The sequence below is a fragment of the Streptomyces sp. APSN-46.1 genome (assembly GCF_022815725.1).
In the GTDB taxonomy this organism is placed as follows: domain Bacteria; phylum Actinomycetota; class Actinomycetes; order Streptomycetales; family Streptomycetaceae; genus Streptomyces.
On the sequence record NZ_JALGRF010000003.1, the window covers coordinates 242,791 to 259,320 of the forward strand.

The following is a 16,530-nucleotide window of genomic DNA, read 5'->3' on the forward strand; positions in this document are numbered from 1 at the left end:
CGGCAGCCACATTCATGGGGAAAGTCATAACACTCTTTCAACGGCTGTACGGACAGGCGGTTTTGGCATTTTTCACAAGGGCCATTTAGGGGGATGGGTAGGGGGATGACGGCCTCACCGCGACCCAGTAAATTCCCGCTTCAGCATTTGACTCAGAGGAGTAGAGAAAAATGAGCCAGCTTTCCCGGCAGACTCCGGACTTCCCCGTTTGGCCCCAATTCGGGGACGAGGAGCGCACCGGACTGATCCGCGCCCTTGAGCAGGGTCAGTGGTGGCGTATGGGCGGCAGCGAGGTCACCACTTTCGAGCGCGAGTTCGGTGACTACCACGGCTCCGAGTACGCACTGGCGGTGACGAACGGCACCCACGCCCTGGAGCTCGCCCTCCAGGTACTCGGCGTCGGCCCCGGCACCGAGGTCGTCGTGCCCGCGTTCACCTTCATCTCCTCGTCCCAGGCGGCGCAGCGGCTCGGTGCCGTGGCCGTCCCGGTGGACGTGGACCCGCACACGTACAACATCGACCCGGCCGCCGCCGCGGCCGCGATCACCCCGCGCACCGCGGCGATCATGCCGGTGCACATGGCCGGGCAGATCGCGGACATGGACGCGCTCGGCAAGCTGTCCGCGGACAGCGGGGTCCCGCTGATCCAGGACGCGGCGCACGGGCACGGCGCCGAGTGGGACGGCAAGAAGGTCGGCGAGCTGGGCGCCGTGGCCGCGTTCAGCTTCCAGAACGGCAAGCTGATGACCGCGGGCGAGGGCGGCCTCGTCACCTTCAACGACGCGGAGCAGTTCGAGACCGCGTTCCTGCGCCACAGCTGCGGACGCCCGCACAGTGACCGGTACTACTACCACAAGACCTCGGGCTCCAACTTCCGGATGAACGAGTTCTCGGCCAGCGTGCTCCGTGCCCAGCTCGCCCGCCTCGGCGGTCAGATCGACACCCGTGAGCGCAACTGGCCCGTACTCTCCCGGCTGCTGTCCGAGATTCCGGGCGTGGTGCCGCAGCACATCGACGCGCGCATCACCCGCAACCCGCACTACATGGCCATGTTCCGTCTCCCGGGCTTCACCGCGGAGCGCCGCAACGCGCTCGTCGACGCGCTGATCGCCCGCGGTCTGCCGGCCTTCGCCGCCTTCCGCGCGATCTACCGCTCGGACGGCTTCTGGGAGACCGGCGCCCCCGGCGAGACGGTCGACCAGATCGCTGCCCGCTGCCCCAACACCGAGGCCATCTACGCGGACGCCATCTGGCTGCACCACCGCACCCTGCTCGGCACCGAGGAGCAGATGCACGAGATCGCGAACATCCTCTCCGACACCCTGGCCGCCCAGTGAGTTCCCCGGTCCGGGTGGCCGTGGTGGGCCTCGGCTGGGCGGGACGGTCGATCTGGCTGTCCCGCCTGGTGGCCCACCCGGCTTTCGAGGTGACCGCGGTGGTGGACCCCTCCCCCATCGCGCAGGAGATCGCCGCCGAGACCGGGGCGGGCGTGCTCGCCCTCGCCGACATCGACGAACTGACCCCCGGCCTCGCGGATCTCGCCATCGTCGCCGTGCCCAACCACCTGCACAGCAAGGTCGCCTGCCGGCTGCTGAGCCGGGGCATACCGGTCTTCCTGGAGAAGCCGGTATGCCTGAACTCGGCCGAGGCGGACGAGCTCGCCGCCGCCGAGCGGGACGGCGGCGCCGTCCTGCTCGCCGGCAGCGCCGCACGCTACCGCGCCGACGTGATGGCGCTGCGTGAGGCCGCCGGGGGCCTGGGCCCGATCCGGCACATCGACGTCTCCTGGGTCCGCGCCCGGGGTGTCCCGGACGCCGGCGGCTGGTTCACCCAGAGCCGGCTGTCGGGCGGCGGCGCACTCGTCGACCTCGGCTGGCACCTGATGGACACGGTCTCACCCCTGCTGGGCCGGGCCGAGTACGAGGAGGTCGTCGGCTCCGTCTCCGGTGACTTCATCGCGGCCGCTTCGCACGGCGCCTCCTGGCGCCACGAGGACGCGCCGCCGTCGTCGTCGGGCGGTGACGTGGAGGACACCGCGCGCGGCTTCCTGGTCACGGGCGACGGCGTCTCCGTCTCGCTGCGCGCCAGCTGGGCCTCGCACGAGGCGCTGGACAGCACGGTGCTCAAGGTCGAGGGCGGTTCGGGAACCGCCACCCTCCGCTGCACCTTCGGCTTCAGCCCCAACCGCGCGGTCGGTGCGGAGCTGTCCCTGACGAGGGCGGGAGAGACCGTGCCGATCCCGTTCGACGAGGAACCGATCGGTGCGGAGTACGACCGCCAGCTCGACGCACTGCCCGCCCTGCTCGCCGATCCCGAGGCCCGGGGCAGGGCGGTCGAGGACACCCGGCGGACCATCGCCGTGATCGAACGCATCTACACCTCGGCGCGCCGGGGGCAGCGGGTGCTGTCGTCCGCCCGCTGAGGGACGTCCTCGCAACCACACGCACCCACCGTCTTCTGGGAGATCCCCGTGAACACTGGTACAGCCCTGACCACCGCCCCCCGCACCCCCGCGTTCGAACACCCCAAGAGCGTGATCGTCTTCGATCTCGACGGAGTGATCGTGGACAGCTTCCCGGTCATGCGTGAAGCCTTCACCATCGCCTACGCCGAGGTCGTCGGTGACGGAGAGGCCCCGTTCGAGGAGTACGAGCGCCACCTCGGCCGATATTTTCCCGACATCATGAACATCATGGGCCTGCCGCTGGAGATGGAAGGGCCGTTCGTCCGGGAGAGCTATCGCCTCGCCGGCCGGGTACCCCTCTTCCCCGGCGTCCGTCAGGTCCTGGAGGAGCTGCGCGAGCGCGGCTTCAGGACCGCGATCGCCACCGGCAAGGCCGGTGACCGCGCCCGGCACCTGCTCACACAGCTCGACGTCATCCACCTGTTCGACCACGTCATCGGCTCGGACGAGGTGGCCCGGGCCAAGCCTGCGCCGGACATCGTCCTGCACGCCCTCGACCTGCTCGGGGCGCGTGCCGAGGAAGCCCTGATGCTCGGTGACGCGGTCACCGACATCGCCGCCGCCCGCGGCGCCGGGGTGACCGCGGTGGCCGCACTGTGGGGAGAGTCGGACTCGGCCGACCTGCTCGCCGTCTTCCCGGACGCGGCCCTCGACGAGCCGGCCGAGCTGCTCGCCCTGCTGCCGGCCGTGGTGACCAGCTGACCCTTCCCTCCCCCCACTTCCCCCACTCCCGCCGGAGGCGGCTGTTCGGCGCCCGGCACCCGGCACCCGGTCCGGTCCACGGCACCCCCGTGGACCGGACCAGCGCGTTGCCGCGGTGGGTGCACGGTTCCCGTCCAGTGACGTGCCCTCCCCGATAGTGGCGCCGCGGCCGGTGGACGGTCATCACCATTGGGGGAGCAATGCTTGTCGAACGTGCCGAACATCTGGACCGCCTGCGGCTGATCCAGGAAGAGTCCCGGGCCGGCAAGGGCCGGATGGTGCTGCTCGAAGGCCCGTCCGCGGCGGGCAAGACAGAACTCCTGCACGTGTTCGCCGACCAGGCCGAGGCGGCCGGATTCCAATTGCTGCACGCCGTCTGCTCCCGGTCGGACCAGGACCTCCCGTTCGGCGTCGCCAAGCAGCTCCTGCGTGCCGCGGGCCTGTCCACCGAGCGCCTCTCGCCCGCCGCCGAGGCCGCCGAAGACGGCGCGGGCACCGATCTCACCCACTCCGTGGACGAGTTGTGCACCGCACTGCTCGAACATTCCGACCGCGAGCCGCTGCTGCTCGCCGTCGATGACGCCCAGTACGCCGACGCCCCCTCGCTGCGCGTCCTGCTGCACCTCTCCCGCCGGCTCCGCTCGGCCCGGATCACCGTCCTGCTCGTCGAGAACACCGACATCGCCTCACCCCACCGGCTGCTCAAGGCCGAGCTGCTGCGCAACCCCCGGCTGTCCCGGATCCGGGTCGCACCGCTCACCGAGGAGGGCTCCACCGAGTTCCTCGTACGCCGTCTCGGGCCCCGTTCCGCCGAGCGGCACGCCGCTGAGCTGCACGCGGTCAGCGGCGGCAACCCGCTGCTGCTCGGTGCCCTCGCCGACGACCGGGACAGCGGCCACGATGACGCCCGCGGCTACGGCCTCGCCCTGCTCAGCTGCCTACACCGCGGGGAGGCGACCTTCCTGGCCGTCGCCCGCGCCGTGGCCGTGCTGGACACCGACGCCACCCCCGACGGCGTGGCCGCCCTCGCGGCCATGGAACGGGAGACCGTGGAGGCGACCCGGCGCACCATGGCCGTCGCCGGACTGCTCACCGACGAGGGCGAGCTGCGGCACCCCCGCGCCCGGGCCGCCGTACTGGAGGACATCGCGCCGCGCGAGCGCTCCACACTGCACCAGCGGGCCGCGCGGCTGCTGTACGAGGGCGGCGCGGAGGCGAACCGGGTCGCCCGTCACCTGTTGGAGGCCGGCCGGGCCGACCAGCCGTGGGCCGTCCAGGTGCTGCTCGACGCCGCCGACCACGAGCGCTTCGCCGACCGCCCGGACACCGCGACGGCCTGCCTTGAACTGGCCCACCGCTCAAGCGGCGACAAGCAGGAGCGGGCCACGGTGCTGGCCCGGCTCACCCACACCGCCTTCCAGCGCGATCCCTCGGCGGCCCTGCGCCATCTGGCCTCGCTGCTCGCCGCGGAGCAGGCCGGCCACCTCGCCTTCCACGAATCCACCCTGCTGCTGCGCCAGCTCCTGTGGCACGGCCGCACCCAGGAGGCGGCCACGCTGCTCGACCGGATGCGGTCCGGCGCCGCCGACCGGTCCACCGGACCCGGCTCCGAACTGGCCGACCTGGAACAGTGGCTGTCGTGGGCCCACCCCTCGCTGGCCCGGCCGGTCGGCACGAGCAACGCCGCCGCACAGCGGGGCGGAACCGTCGTGACGCTGCGCAGCGACCCGTGGCTCGGCCGCGCCGCGGCCCTCGCCGACCAGCTGGCCCGCAACCGCCCCGGTGCGGCCGAGCGGGCCGAGCAGGTGCTGTGGGACCTCCGGCTGAGCCGGGGCGCGAGCTGGGCCGACGACACCGCCATGCTCGCGCTGCTGGCCCTGCTGCAGTACGGCAGCGCCGACCACGCGGCGGACTGGTGCGAGCGGCTGATCACCGATGCCCAGGAGCGCTCCGCGACGACCTGGCAGGCCGTGTTCACGGGCATCCGGGCAGAGATCGCGGTGCGCCAGGGCGATCTGACCGCAGCCGTGGACTGTGCCCAGGAGGCGTTGGCCGTGCTGCCCCTCAAGTCCTGGGGCGTGATGGCCGGACTGCCGCTCAGCAGCCTGATCGTCGCCACCACCCGGCTCGGCCAGTACGAGGAGGCGTCCCGCCACCTCGCCCAGTCGGTGCCGGACGCCCTGTACGAGAGCTGGTTCGGCCTGTCGTACCTGGAGGCCCGCGGCGTCCTGCACCTGGCGACGAATCACCACCACGCCGCCCTCGCCGACTTCCTGTCCTGCGGTGAACTCCAGCGCGGCTGGGGCGTCGACACGACGGGACCGGTTCCCTGGCGGGTGGGGGCAGCCGAGGCCTGCGTCCGGCTGGGCAACACGGACCGCGCCCGCCAGCTGGTCCACGAGCAGCTCGCGCGCCCCGGCGCCGGGAACGCGCGTACTCGCGGTCTGGCCCTGCGGCTCTACGCGGCGACCAGCCAGCCTGGACGCGGCCTCCAGCAGCTCACCGAGTCCCTGGAGCTCCTGGAGTCCGCCGGTGACCGGTACGAACAGGCCCGGGTACTGGGTGACATGAGCCGTACGTACTACGCGCTCGGCGAGCACCGCAGGGCGCGGACGCTGTTCCGCCAAGGCCTGCACGTGGCCCATGCCTGCAAGGCCCACCCGCTGGCCCAAGAGCTTCTGTCGGGCTCCGCCGAACAGCCCGCGGTGGTGTCCACAACCGCGACGGACCCGCTCACCGACGTCCTCGAACTCAGCGGGTCCGAGAAGCGGGTGGCCTCCCTCGCGGTCATGGGTTACACCAACCGGGAGATCGCCGCGAAGCTCTACATCACCGCGAGCACCGTGGAGCAACACCTCACCCGCGTCTACCGCAAGCTCCGGGTGAAGCGGCGCCAGGACTTGCCCGCCGACCTCTGGATGAACGCCACCCGGGCCGGCTGATCCCCCACCCGGCCCGACCGGCCCCGGACCCCCGCAGGGGTCCGGGGCCCTCCGTCGTCAACACGGGAGGGTCTACGCTCCGGCCGGAACCCGGGTCCCGGCGAGGACATCGCGGACGGCGCCGATCAGGGCGGCGGTGTCCGCACGGCCGGCGGCGGCCCCGTAGACGTAGAAGTCGGGCCTGATCAGCACCGACGTCGCGGCGGTCTCGGCCAGGAACGGCAGGTACACGTCGTCCACGTCCACCACCGCGTGCTCGCCCGCCTCCTCGGCCGGGGTGCCGGCCGGCAGGACCTGGGCCACGTGCGCGCCGAGCTCGTCCAGGTAGGCCCGGTCGGCGGCGTCGAGCAGCTGGTCCGGGGCCTCGGTCGTCAGCAGGACGAAGCCCAGGCCGACCACACTGTCGAACAGCCCCGTCTCCCCGGCCCGCGCCACCCGCGCCTGCGGCGAGAGGGCGCCTGCCGGGCGGGCCGGCCGGCCCTTGCCGCCCAGCTTCAGGAAGCCGCGGGCCAGCGGCTGCAACGGAGAACGCTGCTGGGAGGGCACGCCTGTTGCGGCCGCCCGCTGCGCGGAGGCGAGCATCACCGTGTCCCGGTCGGCGGCCGCCTTGGGATCCGTCTGGCAGATGATCTTGCCGAGGTTCACGGACATCCCGATGGCGTGCTTGACGTGGGTCCGGCGCTCCTCCTGGTAGTCGTCCAGCAGTTCCGTGCCGGCCCGGCCGTCCAGGAGCGCGTCCAGCCGCCAGGCCAGCGCGTTCGCGTCACGGAAACCGGACGACATGCCCTGGCCCGCGAACGGGGGCATGACGTGCGCGGCGTCTCCGGCCAGCACCAGGCGACCCGCGTGCCACTTCTCGGCGGCGCCCGCCCGGAAGCTGTAGACGTGGTGCCGGCGCAGCGTGGCGTTGTCCTGGTTGATGTCGAACAGTTCCAGCAGCCGCCACGCGCTCTCCGGCGTGTTGAGCCCCTCGACGGTCTCCCCGGCCACGCGCATGAACTCGTAGCGCCGGTTTCCGGGGCCGGCCGACACCGAGGTGCGCGGCCGGGCCGGGTCGCAGATCTGCAGGTTGTTCGGCTTGAACTCCCGCCCGTCGTGATGGACCACGTCGCACACCAGCCAGTCGTGGGAGAACCCGACGTCCGAGAAGCCGGCATCCATCTGGCTGCGCACGAAGCTGTTCGCCCCATCACAGCCGACCACCCAGCCGGCCGAGAAGGATCGCTCCGTACCGTCCTGCGCCACCGCGGTCACCTCGACCCCGTCGGCCCGTTCGGTCAGCCCCACGACCTGCTGCCCCCGGTGCACCGTGATGCCCGGCAGCGTGGCGGCCCGGGCCTGCATCTCCTCCTCCAGCGCCGGCTGGTACATGGAGGTGGACTCGGGCCACCCGCACAGCCGGCGCTCAGAACCGTCGATGTGGAGCAGCACCTGGTCGTCCGCGTTCTTCCACTGGTATTCACCCGAAGGCTCACCGATGCGGCCGATGAGCCCGCCGATGCCCGCGGCGGTGAGGGTGCGCGCACCCTCACCGTCGAAGGCGACCGCGCGCGGCATGGGGTAGGCCTGCGGCCACCGCTCGACGACCGTCACGCTCTTGCCTCGGTCGGCGAGGAGCAGGGCGAGCAGCTGGCCCACGGGGCCGTATCCGACGATCAGGACATCGGCCTCGGTCGGTGCGTCGAACATCAGGATGCCTTTCTCAGGTCTCAGGTGTGGTGGTGGTCGCGGGCCGGTACGGGTCAGACTGCCTCGGCCGCCAGGAGCTCCAGCAGGTGCTCGGCGATGAAGGACGGCGTCGGGTAGTCGAAGAGGAGCATCGGGCTCAGCGACATGCCGGTGGCCTCGACGAGGCGGTTGCGCAGTTCGACGGCGCTGAGGGAGTTGAAGCCCACCTCGAAGAACGGGCTGTCGCCGTCGAGTTCGTCCTCGAACGGCTCATCGGTCGCCAGCTCCTCGCGGGCCGTCTCGGACTCGCCGACGATCAGGCCGACGAGGAACTCCGTCTGCTCCTCCTCGGAAAGGCCGGCCAGCCGGGCCATGAGGGCCTGCTTGGTGGCCTCGGCCGGGTCGAGGGCCTGGGCGGCCCCGGTGGTCCCGGTGGCTTCGATGGCTTCGGTGTTGTCGGTCACGGTCGTCGTCATGGGGGTTCCGGCCTCCAGCCAGTAGTTGCGGCGCTGGAAGGCGTACGTCGGGAGTGCTACCCGGCGTCCGCCCTCGAACAGGGCCGTCCAGTCGATGGTGATGCCCCGGGTGAAGAGCGCGCCGAGCGCGGTCACGGCGCTCTGCGCCTCGGGGGCGTCGTTGCGCAGAGCGGGGATGAAGGCGACATTGCCGGTGTCGCCGGTCAGGCAGGCCGGGCCCATCGAGGTGAGGACCCCGCCGGGACCGAGTTCCAGGAAGGTGACCGCGCCCCGCTCCTGGAGGGTGCGGATGCCGTCGGCGAAGCGGACGGCTTCGCGGACGTGGCGGACCCAGTACTCGGGGCTCGCCAGCTCGGCGGCCTTCGCGACCTTGCCGGTGACGTTGGAGACCACCGGGATACGCGGGGAGCTGTAGGTGAGACCCTGGGCGACCTGCCGGAACTCCTCCAGCATCGGATCCATCAGCACGGAGTGGAACGCGTGGCTCACCGTCAGCCGCTTCACCCGCCGGCCGAGCCCGGAGAAGTGGGCGCTCACCGCTTCGACGTCGCTCTCGTGGCCGGAGATGACGACCGAGTTCGGGCCGTTGACCGCCGCGATCCCGACACCCTCGCCCAGGTACGGAAGCACTTCCGCCTCCGTCGCCTGGACGGCGACCATCGCACCACCCACGGGCAGCGCCTGCATCAAACGGCCACGAGCCGCCACAAGACGCGCCGCATCCGCCAGATCCCACACACCGGCGACATGAGCGGCAGCCAACTCACCGATCGAATGACCCGCAACGAAATCAGGGCGCACACCCCACGACTCGGCCAGCCGGAACAACGCCACCTCGATCGCGAACAGGGCCGGCTGAGTGAACTCCGTACGGTTCACGGCAGCTTCGTCACCGTCCTCGAACAGCACCTCCTTCAGCGACCGCGGAAGGTACTGGTCCAGCTCGGCCGCCACCGCGTCGAAAGCCTCCGCGAACACCGGGTACGTCCCGTACAACTCACGGCCCATACCCAACCGCTGCGCACCCTGACCCGTGAACAGCACCGCCAGACGGCCCCGGGTCCGGCTGCCCCGTACGACGCCGGCCGAGGTCGCGGCGGTCGCGCCCTCGGCGACGGCCCGCAGCCGCTGCCGCAGCGTGTCGTGGTCGTCGCCGACCAGTACGGCGCGCTTCTCGAAGGCGCTGCGGGTCAGCGCGAGCGAGTAGCCGATGTCGTACGCGTCCACGTCCGCCTCCGCGCCGGCCTGCTCGCCGTCGGAGAAGTCGTCGAGGAAGTCGTCGAGCCGCTCCGCCTGGGCGCGCAGCGCCTGCTCGCTCTTCGCGGAGAGCACCCAGGGCAGCGGGCCGCGCGCGGTGGCGCCCGCCGGGGTCTCGCGCACCGTCGGCTGCGCGACGGGCGCGGCCTCCTCGACGATCACGTGCGCGTTGGTGCCGCTGATCCCGAAGGAGGAGACGGCCGCACGGCGTGTCCGGCCTTCCTCGCGGGGCCAGGCCCTGGCCTCCGTGAGCAGTTCCACGGAGCCCGAGGTCCACTCGACCTTCGTCGTGGGCTCGTCCACGTGCAGCGTCTTCGGCAGCACCTCGTTCTGGAGGGCCATGACCATCTTGATGACGCCGGCGACACCGGCGGCGGCCTGCGCGTGCCCGATGTTCGACTTCAGGGACCCCAGCCAGAGCGGCCGGTCCTCGGAGCGGCCCTGGCCGTAGGTGGCCAGGATGGCCTGCGCCTCGATCGGGTCACCGAGCACGGTGCCCGTACCGTGCGCCTCCACCGTGTCCACGTCGGCCGTGGTCAGCCGGGCGTTCGCCAGCGCGGCCTTGATCACCCGTTCCTGGGCGGGTCCGTTGGGGGCGGTCAGGCCGTTCGACGCACCGTCCTGGTTGACCGCCGTACCGCGGACCACCGCGAGCACCGGGTGCCCGTTGCGCCGGGCGTCGGAAAGCCGCTCCAGCAGCAGGAAACCGGCTCCCTCGGCCCAGTTCGTACCGTCCGAGGAGGAGGAGAACGCCTTGATCCGGCCGTCCGGCGCGAGGGCTCGCTGGCTGGAGAAGCCGACGAACGCGTCCGGCGTCGCCATGACGGCCACCCCGCCCGCGAGCGCCATCGAGCACTCACCGCCGCGCAGCGCCTGCACGGCCATGTGCAGGGTGACCAGTGAGGAGGAGCAGGCGGTGTCCACCGTCACCGAGGGACCGGTGAGGTCGTACAGGTAGGAGACGCGCCCGGAGAGCACGCTGCCGGACTTCCCGAGGCCCAGGAATCCGCCCACCCCTTCGGGCAGCTCCCGCGCGCCATTGGCGTAGTCGTGGTACATGTGGCCGGCGAAGACGCCGGTGTCGCTGCCGCGCACCGAGTGCGGGTCGATGCCGGCCCGCTCGAAGGCCTCCCAGGCCAGCTCCAGCATGAGCCGCTGCTGCGGGTCGGTGCCGAGTGCCTCACGGTCGGACATCCCGAAGAAGGAGGCGTCGAACTCGCCCGCGCCGTGCAGGAGTCCGGCTTCCTTCACGTACGTGGTGCCCTGGTGGTCGATGTCCGGGTGGTACACGGAGTCCAGGTCCCAGCCGCGGTCCTTGGGGAAGTCCGAGACCCCGTCGGTACCGGTGGCCACCAGCCGCCAGAGCTCCTCGGGCGAGCTGACCTCGCCCGGCAGCCGGCAGGACATGCCCACGATCGCGATGGGCTCCGTGGCCGCCCCGGTGATGCGGGTGTTCTCCTGCTTCAGCCGCTCGTTCTCGGTGAGGGACGCGCGCAGGGCAGCGACAAGCTTTTCGTCGGAAACTGTCATGATCTTCTCTCCCGGTTCCAGACCGAATCAATTGCTCGTGCTGGCGAGTGCGCGTGCCACGAGGCTTTCCACATCCATGTCGGCGATCAGCTCGCCTTCCTGCTGCTGCTCTTGATCCGGCGCCCGCTCCGGCTCGGCCTCGGGTACGGCGCTCTCCGCGAGCAGTTCGCTCTGGATGCGCCGGGCGAGGGCCAGCGGCGTCGGGAAGTCGAATACCAGCGTGACCGGCAGCCTGATACCGGTGACCAGGGCCAGCTGGTTGCGCAGTTCGACCGCCGTGAGCGAGTCGAAGCCGAGCTCCTTGAAGGCCTGGTCCGGCCCGATACCGTTCGCATCGGCCATCCCCAGCGCTGCCGCCGCCTGCTCGCTGACCAGGTCCAGGACGGCCTGCTCGCGCTCCCGCCCGGAGAGGGCGGACAGCCGCTGTACGAGGGAGTCGCCCGCGGGGGCGGCGGCCTGCGTGGCCCGGCGGGCCGGACGCACCAGCCCGCGCAGGACGGACGGCACCGGCGCGCCCGCAGAACGGCTGCCGAGGGCGGCGAGGTCGAGCTTCACCGGTGCGAGGACGGCGTGCTCCGAGCGCAGTCCGGCGTCGAAGAGGGCCATTCCGGTCTCGGCGGACAGCGGCCTCATGCCACTGCGTGCCATGCGCTCCACGTCGCTCTGCGCCAGCGCGTCCTGCATGCCGCCGGCCTGCTCCCAGACACCCCAGGCGAGCGAGGTCGCGGGCAGTCCGGCCGCCGCGCGGTGCTGGGCGAGGGCGTCCAAGTAGGCGTTGGCGGCCGCGTAGTTGCCCTGGCCCGCACTGCCCACCGTGCCGGCGATCGAGGAGTAGAGGACGAAGGCGGCGAGGTCGAGGTCCTGGGTGAGCTCGTGCAGGTTCCAGGCCGCGTCCACCTTCGGCCGCAGCACCCCGTCGAGGCGCTCCGGGGTCAGTGCGGAGATCACGCCGTCGTCCAGGACCCCCGCCGTGTGGACCACGGCGGTCAGCGGGTGCTCTGCCGGGATGCTTGCCAGCAGCGCGGCCAGTGCGCCGCGGTCGGCCGCGTCACACGCCTCGATACGGACATCCGCACCCAGGGCCGACAGCTCCTCCCGCAGCTCCACCGCACCCTCGGCCGCCGCACCACGACGGCTCGTCACGATCAGGTTCCGTACGCCGTGCTCCACCACCAGATGCCGCGCCGCCAGCTTGCCCAGCGTCCCGGTACCACCCGTGACCAGAGCCGTCCCCACCGGATCGAGAGCCCGGCCGTGGCCGGCCGCCGACGGGATCTCCCGTACGAGGCGGGGCGCCGCCGCCACGCCGGCCCGGATCGCCAGCTGCGGTTCTCCCGACGCCAGGACGGCCCATACGGCGTCCCGCGGCTCGGTGTCCTCATCGAGGTCGAGGAGGACGAACTGCTCCGGGTTCTCCGACTGCGCCGAGCGCACCAGGCCCCACACCGCCGCGGCGGCGGGGTCGGTCACGCCGCGGACCGCGCCCTGGGTCAGGACGACGAGGCGCGAGGACTCCAGCTCGGGCGCGGCGCTCCAGGCCTGCATCAGCTCCAGGGCACGTGCGGTGAGCTCGCGGGTCCGGTCCGGACCGCGGTCCGAGGGCGCCCGGGTGAAGTCGGCCAGTACGGCCGGCGGTACCGGGGTACCCGCCCGGACGGCCGCGACGAGGGCCTTGAGGTCGGCGTGGTCGGTGCCGAGGAGGACCGGGGCCACGGGGGCGTCGACGGTCGCGGTCTCGACGGCCGCCCTGACGGGCACCCAGTCGGGCCGGAACAGCGCGTCGGCGAGGGCGGCCCGCCCGGCGTCGAAGGACTCGGGCGAGAAGGGCCGGGTGACGAGCGAGCCGATGGTGGCGACCGGGACCCCGGCCTGGTCGGCGAGGCGCAGGGCCAGCTCGTCCGTACCGGCACCTGCCCCGGTTACGTGCACGCGCAGCGCGGTGGCGCCGGAGGCGTGCAGGGTGACCTGGTTCCAGGCGAACGGCAGCCGCAGCGGCTCGGCCTCCGCGCCGGAGCCGGCCGGGGCCGCGAACGCGCTCGCCTGCAAGGCGGCATCGAGCAGCGCCGGGTGCAGCCCGAAGCCCTCCGGTGCCTCACCCTCGGGCAGCGCCACCTCGGCGTAGACCTCGCCGTCCTTGGTCCACACGGACCGCAGCCCCTGGAAGAGCGGGCCGTACTCCAGACCGGCCGCGGCGCGGCCGGTGTAGTGGCCGGCCAGGTCGGCCTGCTCGGCGCCGGCGGGCGGCCAGCTGCCGAAGCCGAAGTCGAAGCCACCGGCCGGCTCTTCCTTGAGGAGGAAGCCGCTGACGTGCCGGATCCAGGGTGCCTCGGAGCTCGCGTCCAGAGCAGTCGAGTGAACCGACACCGGGCGCCGGCCCAGCTCGTCGAGCGTGCCGACCGTGACCTGGACGCGGACGCCACTGCCCTCGGGCAGGACCAGCGGGGCCTCGATGACGAGCTCGTCGATCGTCCCGGTACCGGCTTCGTCGCCGGCCCGGATCACCAGGTCCACGAGGGCCGCGCCGGGCACCAGGACGGTGCCGGAGACGGTGTGGTCGGCGAGCCAGGGGTGGGTACGGACCGAGAGCACCCCGGTGCCCAGCACCCCGCCGTCCGCCTGCGGAAGGAAGGCGCCGAGCAGGGCGTGCCCGGCGGGGGTCAGCCCCAGCGAGGCCGCGTCCGCGCCGGAGTCGAGCGGCTGGAGCCAGTACCAGTCGCGCTGGAAGGCGTACGTCGGCAGGTCCACGCGCCGGCCGCCCGCAGCCAGGGCCGCGAGGTCGGCGGGCAGACCGGCCGTGTGCAGCCGGCCCAGCGCGGTGACCGCCGTGCGCACCTCCGAGGCATTGGCGCGCAGGAAGGGGACGAACAGCGTGTCGGTGTCCTCCGTGACGCAGTCCTGACCCATCCCGGTGAGGACTCCGCCGGGACCGAGCTCCAGGAAGACGTTGACGGCCTGGTCCTGGAGGGTGCGGATGCCGTCGGTGAAGCGGACGGCTTCGCGGACGTGACGCACCCAGTAGTCGGGGTCGGTCAGCTCGTCGGCGCCCGCGACCTTGCCGGTGACGTTGGAGACCACCGGGATGCGCGGGGCGCTGTAGGTGAGACCCTGCGCGACCTGCCGGAACTCCTCCAGCATCGGGTCCATCAGCATCGAGTGGAACGCGTGGCTGACCGTCAGCCGCTTGGTCTTGCGGCCGAGTTCAGTGAGCTTCACCTGGACCGCGAGGCAGGCGTCCTCGCGGCCGGAGACGACGACCGAGTTCGGGCCGTTGACCGCCGCGATCCCGACACCCTCGCCCAGATACGGAAGCACTTCCGCCTCCGTCGCCTGAACGGCGACCATCGCACCACCCACGGGCAACGCCTGCATCAAACGGCCACGAGCCGCCACAAGACGCGCCGCATCCGCCAGATCCCACACACCGGCGACATGAGCGGCAGCCAACTCACCGATCGAATGACCCGCAACGAAATCAGGACGCACACCCCACGACTCGGCCAGCCGGAACAACGCCACCTCGATCGCGAACAGAGCCGGCTGAGTGAACTCCGTACGGTTCACGGCAGCTTCGTCACCGTCCTCGAACAGCACCTCCTTCAGCGACCGCGGAAGGTGCCGGTCCAGCTCGGCCGCCACCGCGTCGAACGCCTCCGCGAACACCGGGTACGTCCCGTACAACTCACGGCCCATCCCCAACCGCTGCGCACCCTGACCCGTGAACAGCACCGCCAGACGGCCACCCGTCACCACACCCGGCGCGCCCCCGGGGACCGGTCGGCCGGCGGCCAGGGCCCGCAGGCCCTCGACCGCACCCGTCCGGTCACCGGCGACCACCACCGCGCGGTGCTCCAGCGCCGCACGCGAGGTCAGCAGCGAGTACGCGACGTCCAGCACCGACGGCGAGTCATCCGCCTCCAGCAGGTCGGCCAGTCGCCCGGCCTGGGCCTTCAGGCCCTGCGCGGACTTCGCCGACACCGTGAAGGGCAGGTCACCACTGAATTCCGCCGCATCCTCCCGGTTGTCGGCCGCGCCCTCCTCGGCCGGCGCCTCCTCGACGATCACGTGGGCGTTCGTCCCGCTCACACCGAAGGAAGAGACACCGGCTCGGCGCGCACGCTCACCGCGCGGCCAAGCACGCGCCTCGGTCAGCAGCTCGACAGCGCCCGCCGACCAGTCCACCTTCGGGGTGGGCTCGTCCACGTGCAGCGTCTTCGGCAGCACCTCGTGGCGCATCGCCTCGACCATCTTGATGACGCCGGCGACACCGGCGGCCGACTGCGCGTGGCCGATGTTCGACTTCAGCGAGCCGAGCCACAGCGGCTCCCGCTCGCCCCGGTCCTGACCGTAGGTGGCCAGGATGGCCTGCGCCTCGATCGGGTCACCGAGGGCGGTACCCGTGCCGTGCGCCTCCACCGTGTCCACGTCGGCCGGCGTCAGCCGAGCGTTCGCCAGCGCGGCCTTGATGACGCGCTGCTGGGCGGGCCCGTTGGGGGCGGTGAGCCCGTTCGACGCACCGTCCTGGTTGACGGCCGTTCCCCGGATCACCGCGACCACCGGGTGTCCGTTGCGCCGCGCGTCGGAGAGCCGCTCCAGCAGCAGCAGGCCGGCGCCCTCGGACCAGTTGGTTCCGTCGGCCGCGGCCGAGAAGGCCTTGGCCCGGCCGTTCTCGGCCAGACCGCGCTGGCGGGAGAACTCCACGAATCCGTCCGGGGTGGCCATCACGGCGACCCCGCCGGCCAGGGCCATCGAGCACTCGCCCTGCCGCAGCGACTGCGTGGCCAGGTGGATGGCGACCAGGGAGGACGAGCAGGCCGTCTCGATGGTCACCGCGGGGCCTTCGAGGCCGAGCGTGTACGAGACCCGGCCCGAGGTGGCGCTGCCCGAATTGCCGATGCCGAGCATGCCCTCGACGGCGGGCGGGATGCGCTGCCCCATCGGGGCGTAGTCGTGGTGCATGACGCCGGCGAAGATGCCGACGCTGCTGCCCTGGAGACTGGTCGGGTCGATGCCGCCCCGCTCGAAGGTCTCCCACGAGGTCTCCAGCAGCAGCCGCTGCTGCGGGTTCATCGCGAGGGCCTCGCGTGGTGAGATCCCGAAGAACGCGGCGTCGAACTCACCCGCGTCGTGCAGGAATCCGCCGTGCCGGGTGTACGAGGTGCCCGTGTGGTCCGGGTCCGGGTGGTACAGCCCCTCCAGGTCCCAGCCGCGGTTGTCCGGGAACTCCGTGATCGCGTCCGTACCCGACTCCACCAGCCGCCACAGCTCCTCGGGCGAGGACACACCGCCCGGCAGCTTGCAGCCCATCGCCACGATCGCGATCGGCTCGGACTTCTCGGCCTCCACCTCGCGGAGCCGGCCGTTGGCCTTCTTCAGATCGGTCAGCGCGCGCTTGAGGTAGTCGCGCAGCTTCGCCTCGTTGCCGACGGCGCCGGCGCTGTTCTCGTTGCTCATCTGTATGTCCGTCCCTTCGAGTTCTGCGGTGCACCGGCCG

6 protein-coding genes and 1 pseudogene are annotated in these 16,530 nt (G+C 72.1%); 4 read left to right on the forward strand and 3 right to left on the reverse strand.

Annotation, left to right across the window (positions count from 1 at the left end; genetic code table 11):
* Positions 1–170 precede the first annotated feature (170 nt).
* From MTF65_RS13465 to MTF65_RS13480, 4 genes are all read left to right on the forward strand, one after another.
* Positions 171–1,337, forward strand: coding sequence for a DegT/DnrJ/EryC1/StrS family aminotransferase (locus MTF65_RS13465; protein ID WP_243628893.1), 1,167 nt, complete (start codon positions 171–173; stop codon positions 1,335–1,337).
* Complete coding sequence (locus MTF65_RS13470) at positions 1,334–2,422, forward strand: Gfo/Idh/MocA family protein (protein WP_243628894.1); 1,089 nt, start codon at positions 1,334–1,336, stop codon at positions 2,420–2,422. Before MTF65_RS13465 ends, MTF65_RS13470 begins: the two co-directional genes overlap by 4 nt.
* A 66-nt stretch (positions 2,423–2,488) precedes the next feature.
* Positions 2,489–3,166: an HAD-IA family hydrolase gene (locus MTF65_RS13475; RefSeq protein WP_243629068.1), complete on the forward strand. Its 678-nt coding sequence runs from the start codon at positions 2,489–2,491 to the stop codon at positions 3,164–3,166.
* A 200-nt stretch (positions 3,167–3,366) separates the two neighbouring features.
* Positions 3,367–6,108 (forward strand): LuxR family transcriptional regulator, encoded by a 2,742-nt coding sequence (locus MTF65_RS13480; RefSeq protein WP_243628895.1) that lies wholly within the window; start codon positions 3,367–3,369, stop codon positions 6,106–6,108.
* 72 nt (positions 6,109–6,180) lie between these two features.
* Here the strand turns inward: MTF65_RS13480 and MTF65_RS13485 are convergent, their stop codons facing one another.
* From MTF65_RS13485 to MTF65_RS13495, 3 genes and pseudogenes are all read right to left on the reverse strand, one after another.
* On the reverse strand, positions 6,181–7,797 hold the full coding sequence (locus tag MTF65_RS13485; RefSeq protein ID WP_243628896.1) for a bifunctional 3-(3-hydroxy-phenyl)propionate/3-hydroxycinnamic acid hydroxylase: 1,617 nt from the start codon (positions 7,795–7,797) through the stop codon (positions 6,181–6,183).
* A gap of 53 nt (positions 7,798–7,850) precedes the next feature.
* Positions 7,851–11,018: pseudogene (locus tag MTF65_RS13490) on the reverse strand (type I polyketide synthase); the annotation flags it as partial.
* A gap of 48 nt (positions 11,019–11,066) precedes the next feature.
* A complete protein-coding gene (locus tag MTF65_RS13495) occupies positions 11,067–16,496 on the reverse strand; it encodes a type I polyketide synthase (RefSeq protein WP_407077170.1) in 5,430 nt (1,809 codons plus the stop codon).
* Positions 16,497–16,530: the final 34 nt, after the last annotated feature.

Excerpts from the sequence above, each read along its gene's own strand:
- MTF65_RS13465 (WP_243628893.1), top strand. The coding sequence starts at position 171 with ATGAGCCAGCTTTCCCGGCAGACTCCGGACTTCCCCGTTTGGCCCCAA.
- MTF65_RS13480 (WP_243628895.1), top strand. The coding sequence starts at position 3,367 with ATGCTTGTCGAACGTGCCGAACATCTGGACCGCCTGCGGCTGATCCAG.
- MTF65_RS13485 (WP_243628896.1), bottom strand. The coding sequence starts at position 7,797 with ATGTTCGACGCACCGACCGAGGCCGATGTCCTGATCGTCGGATACGGC.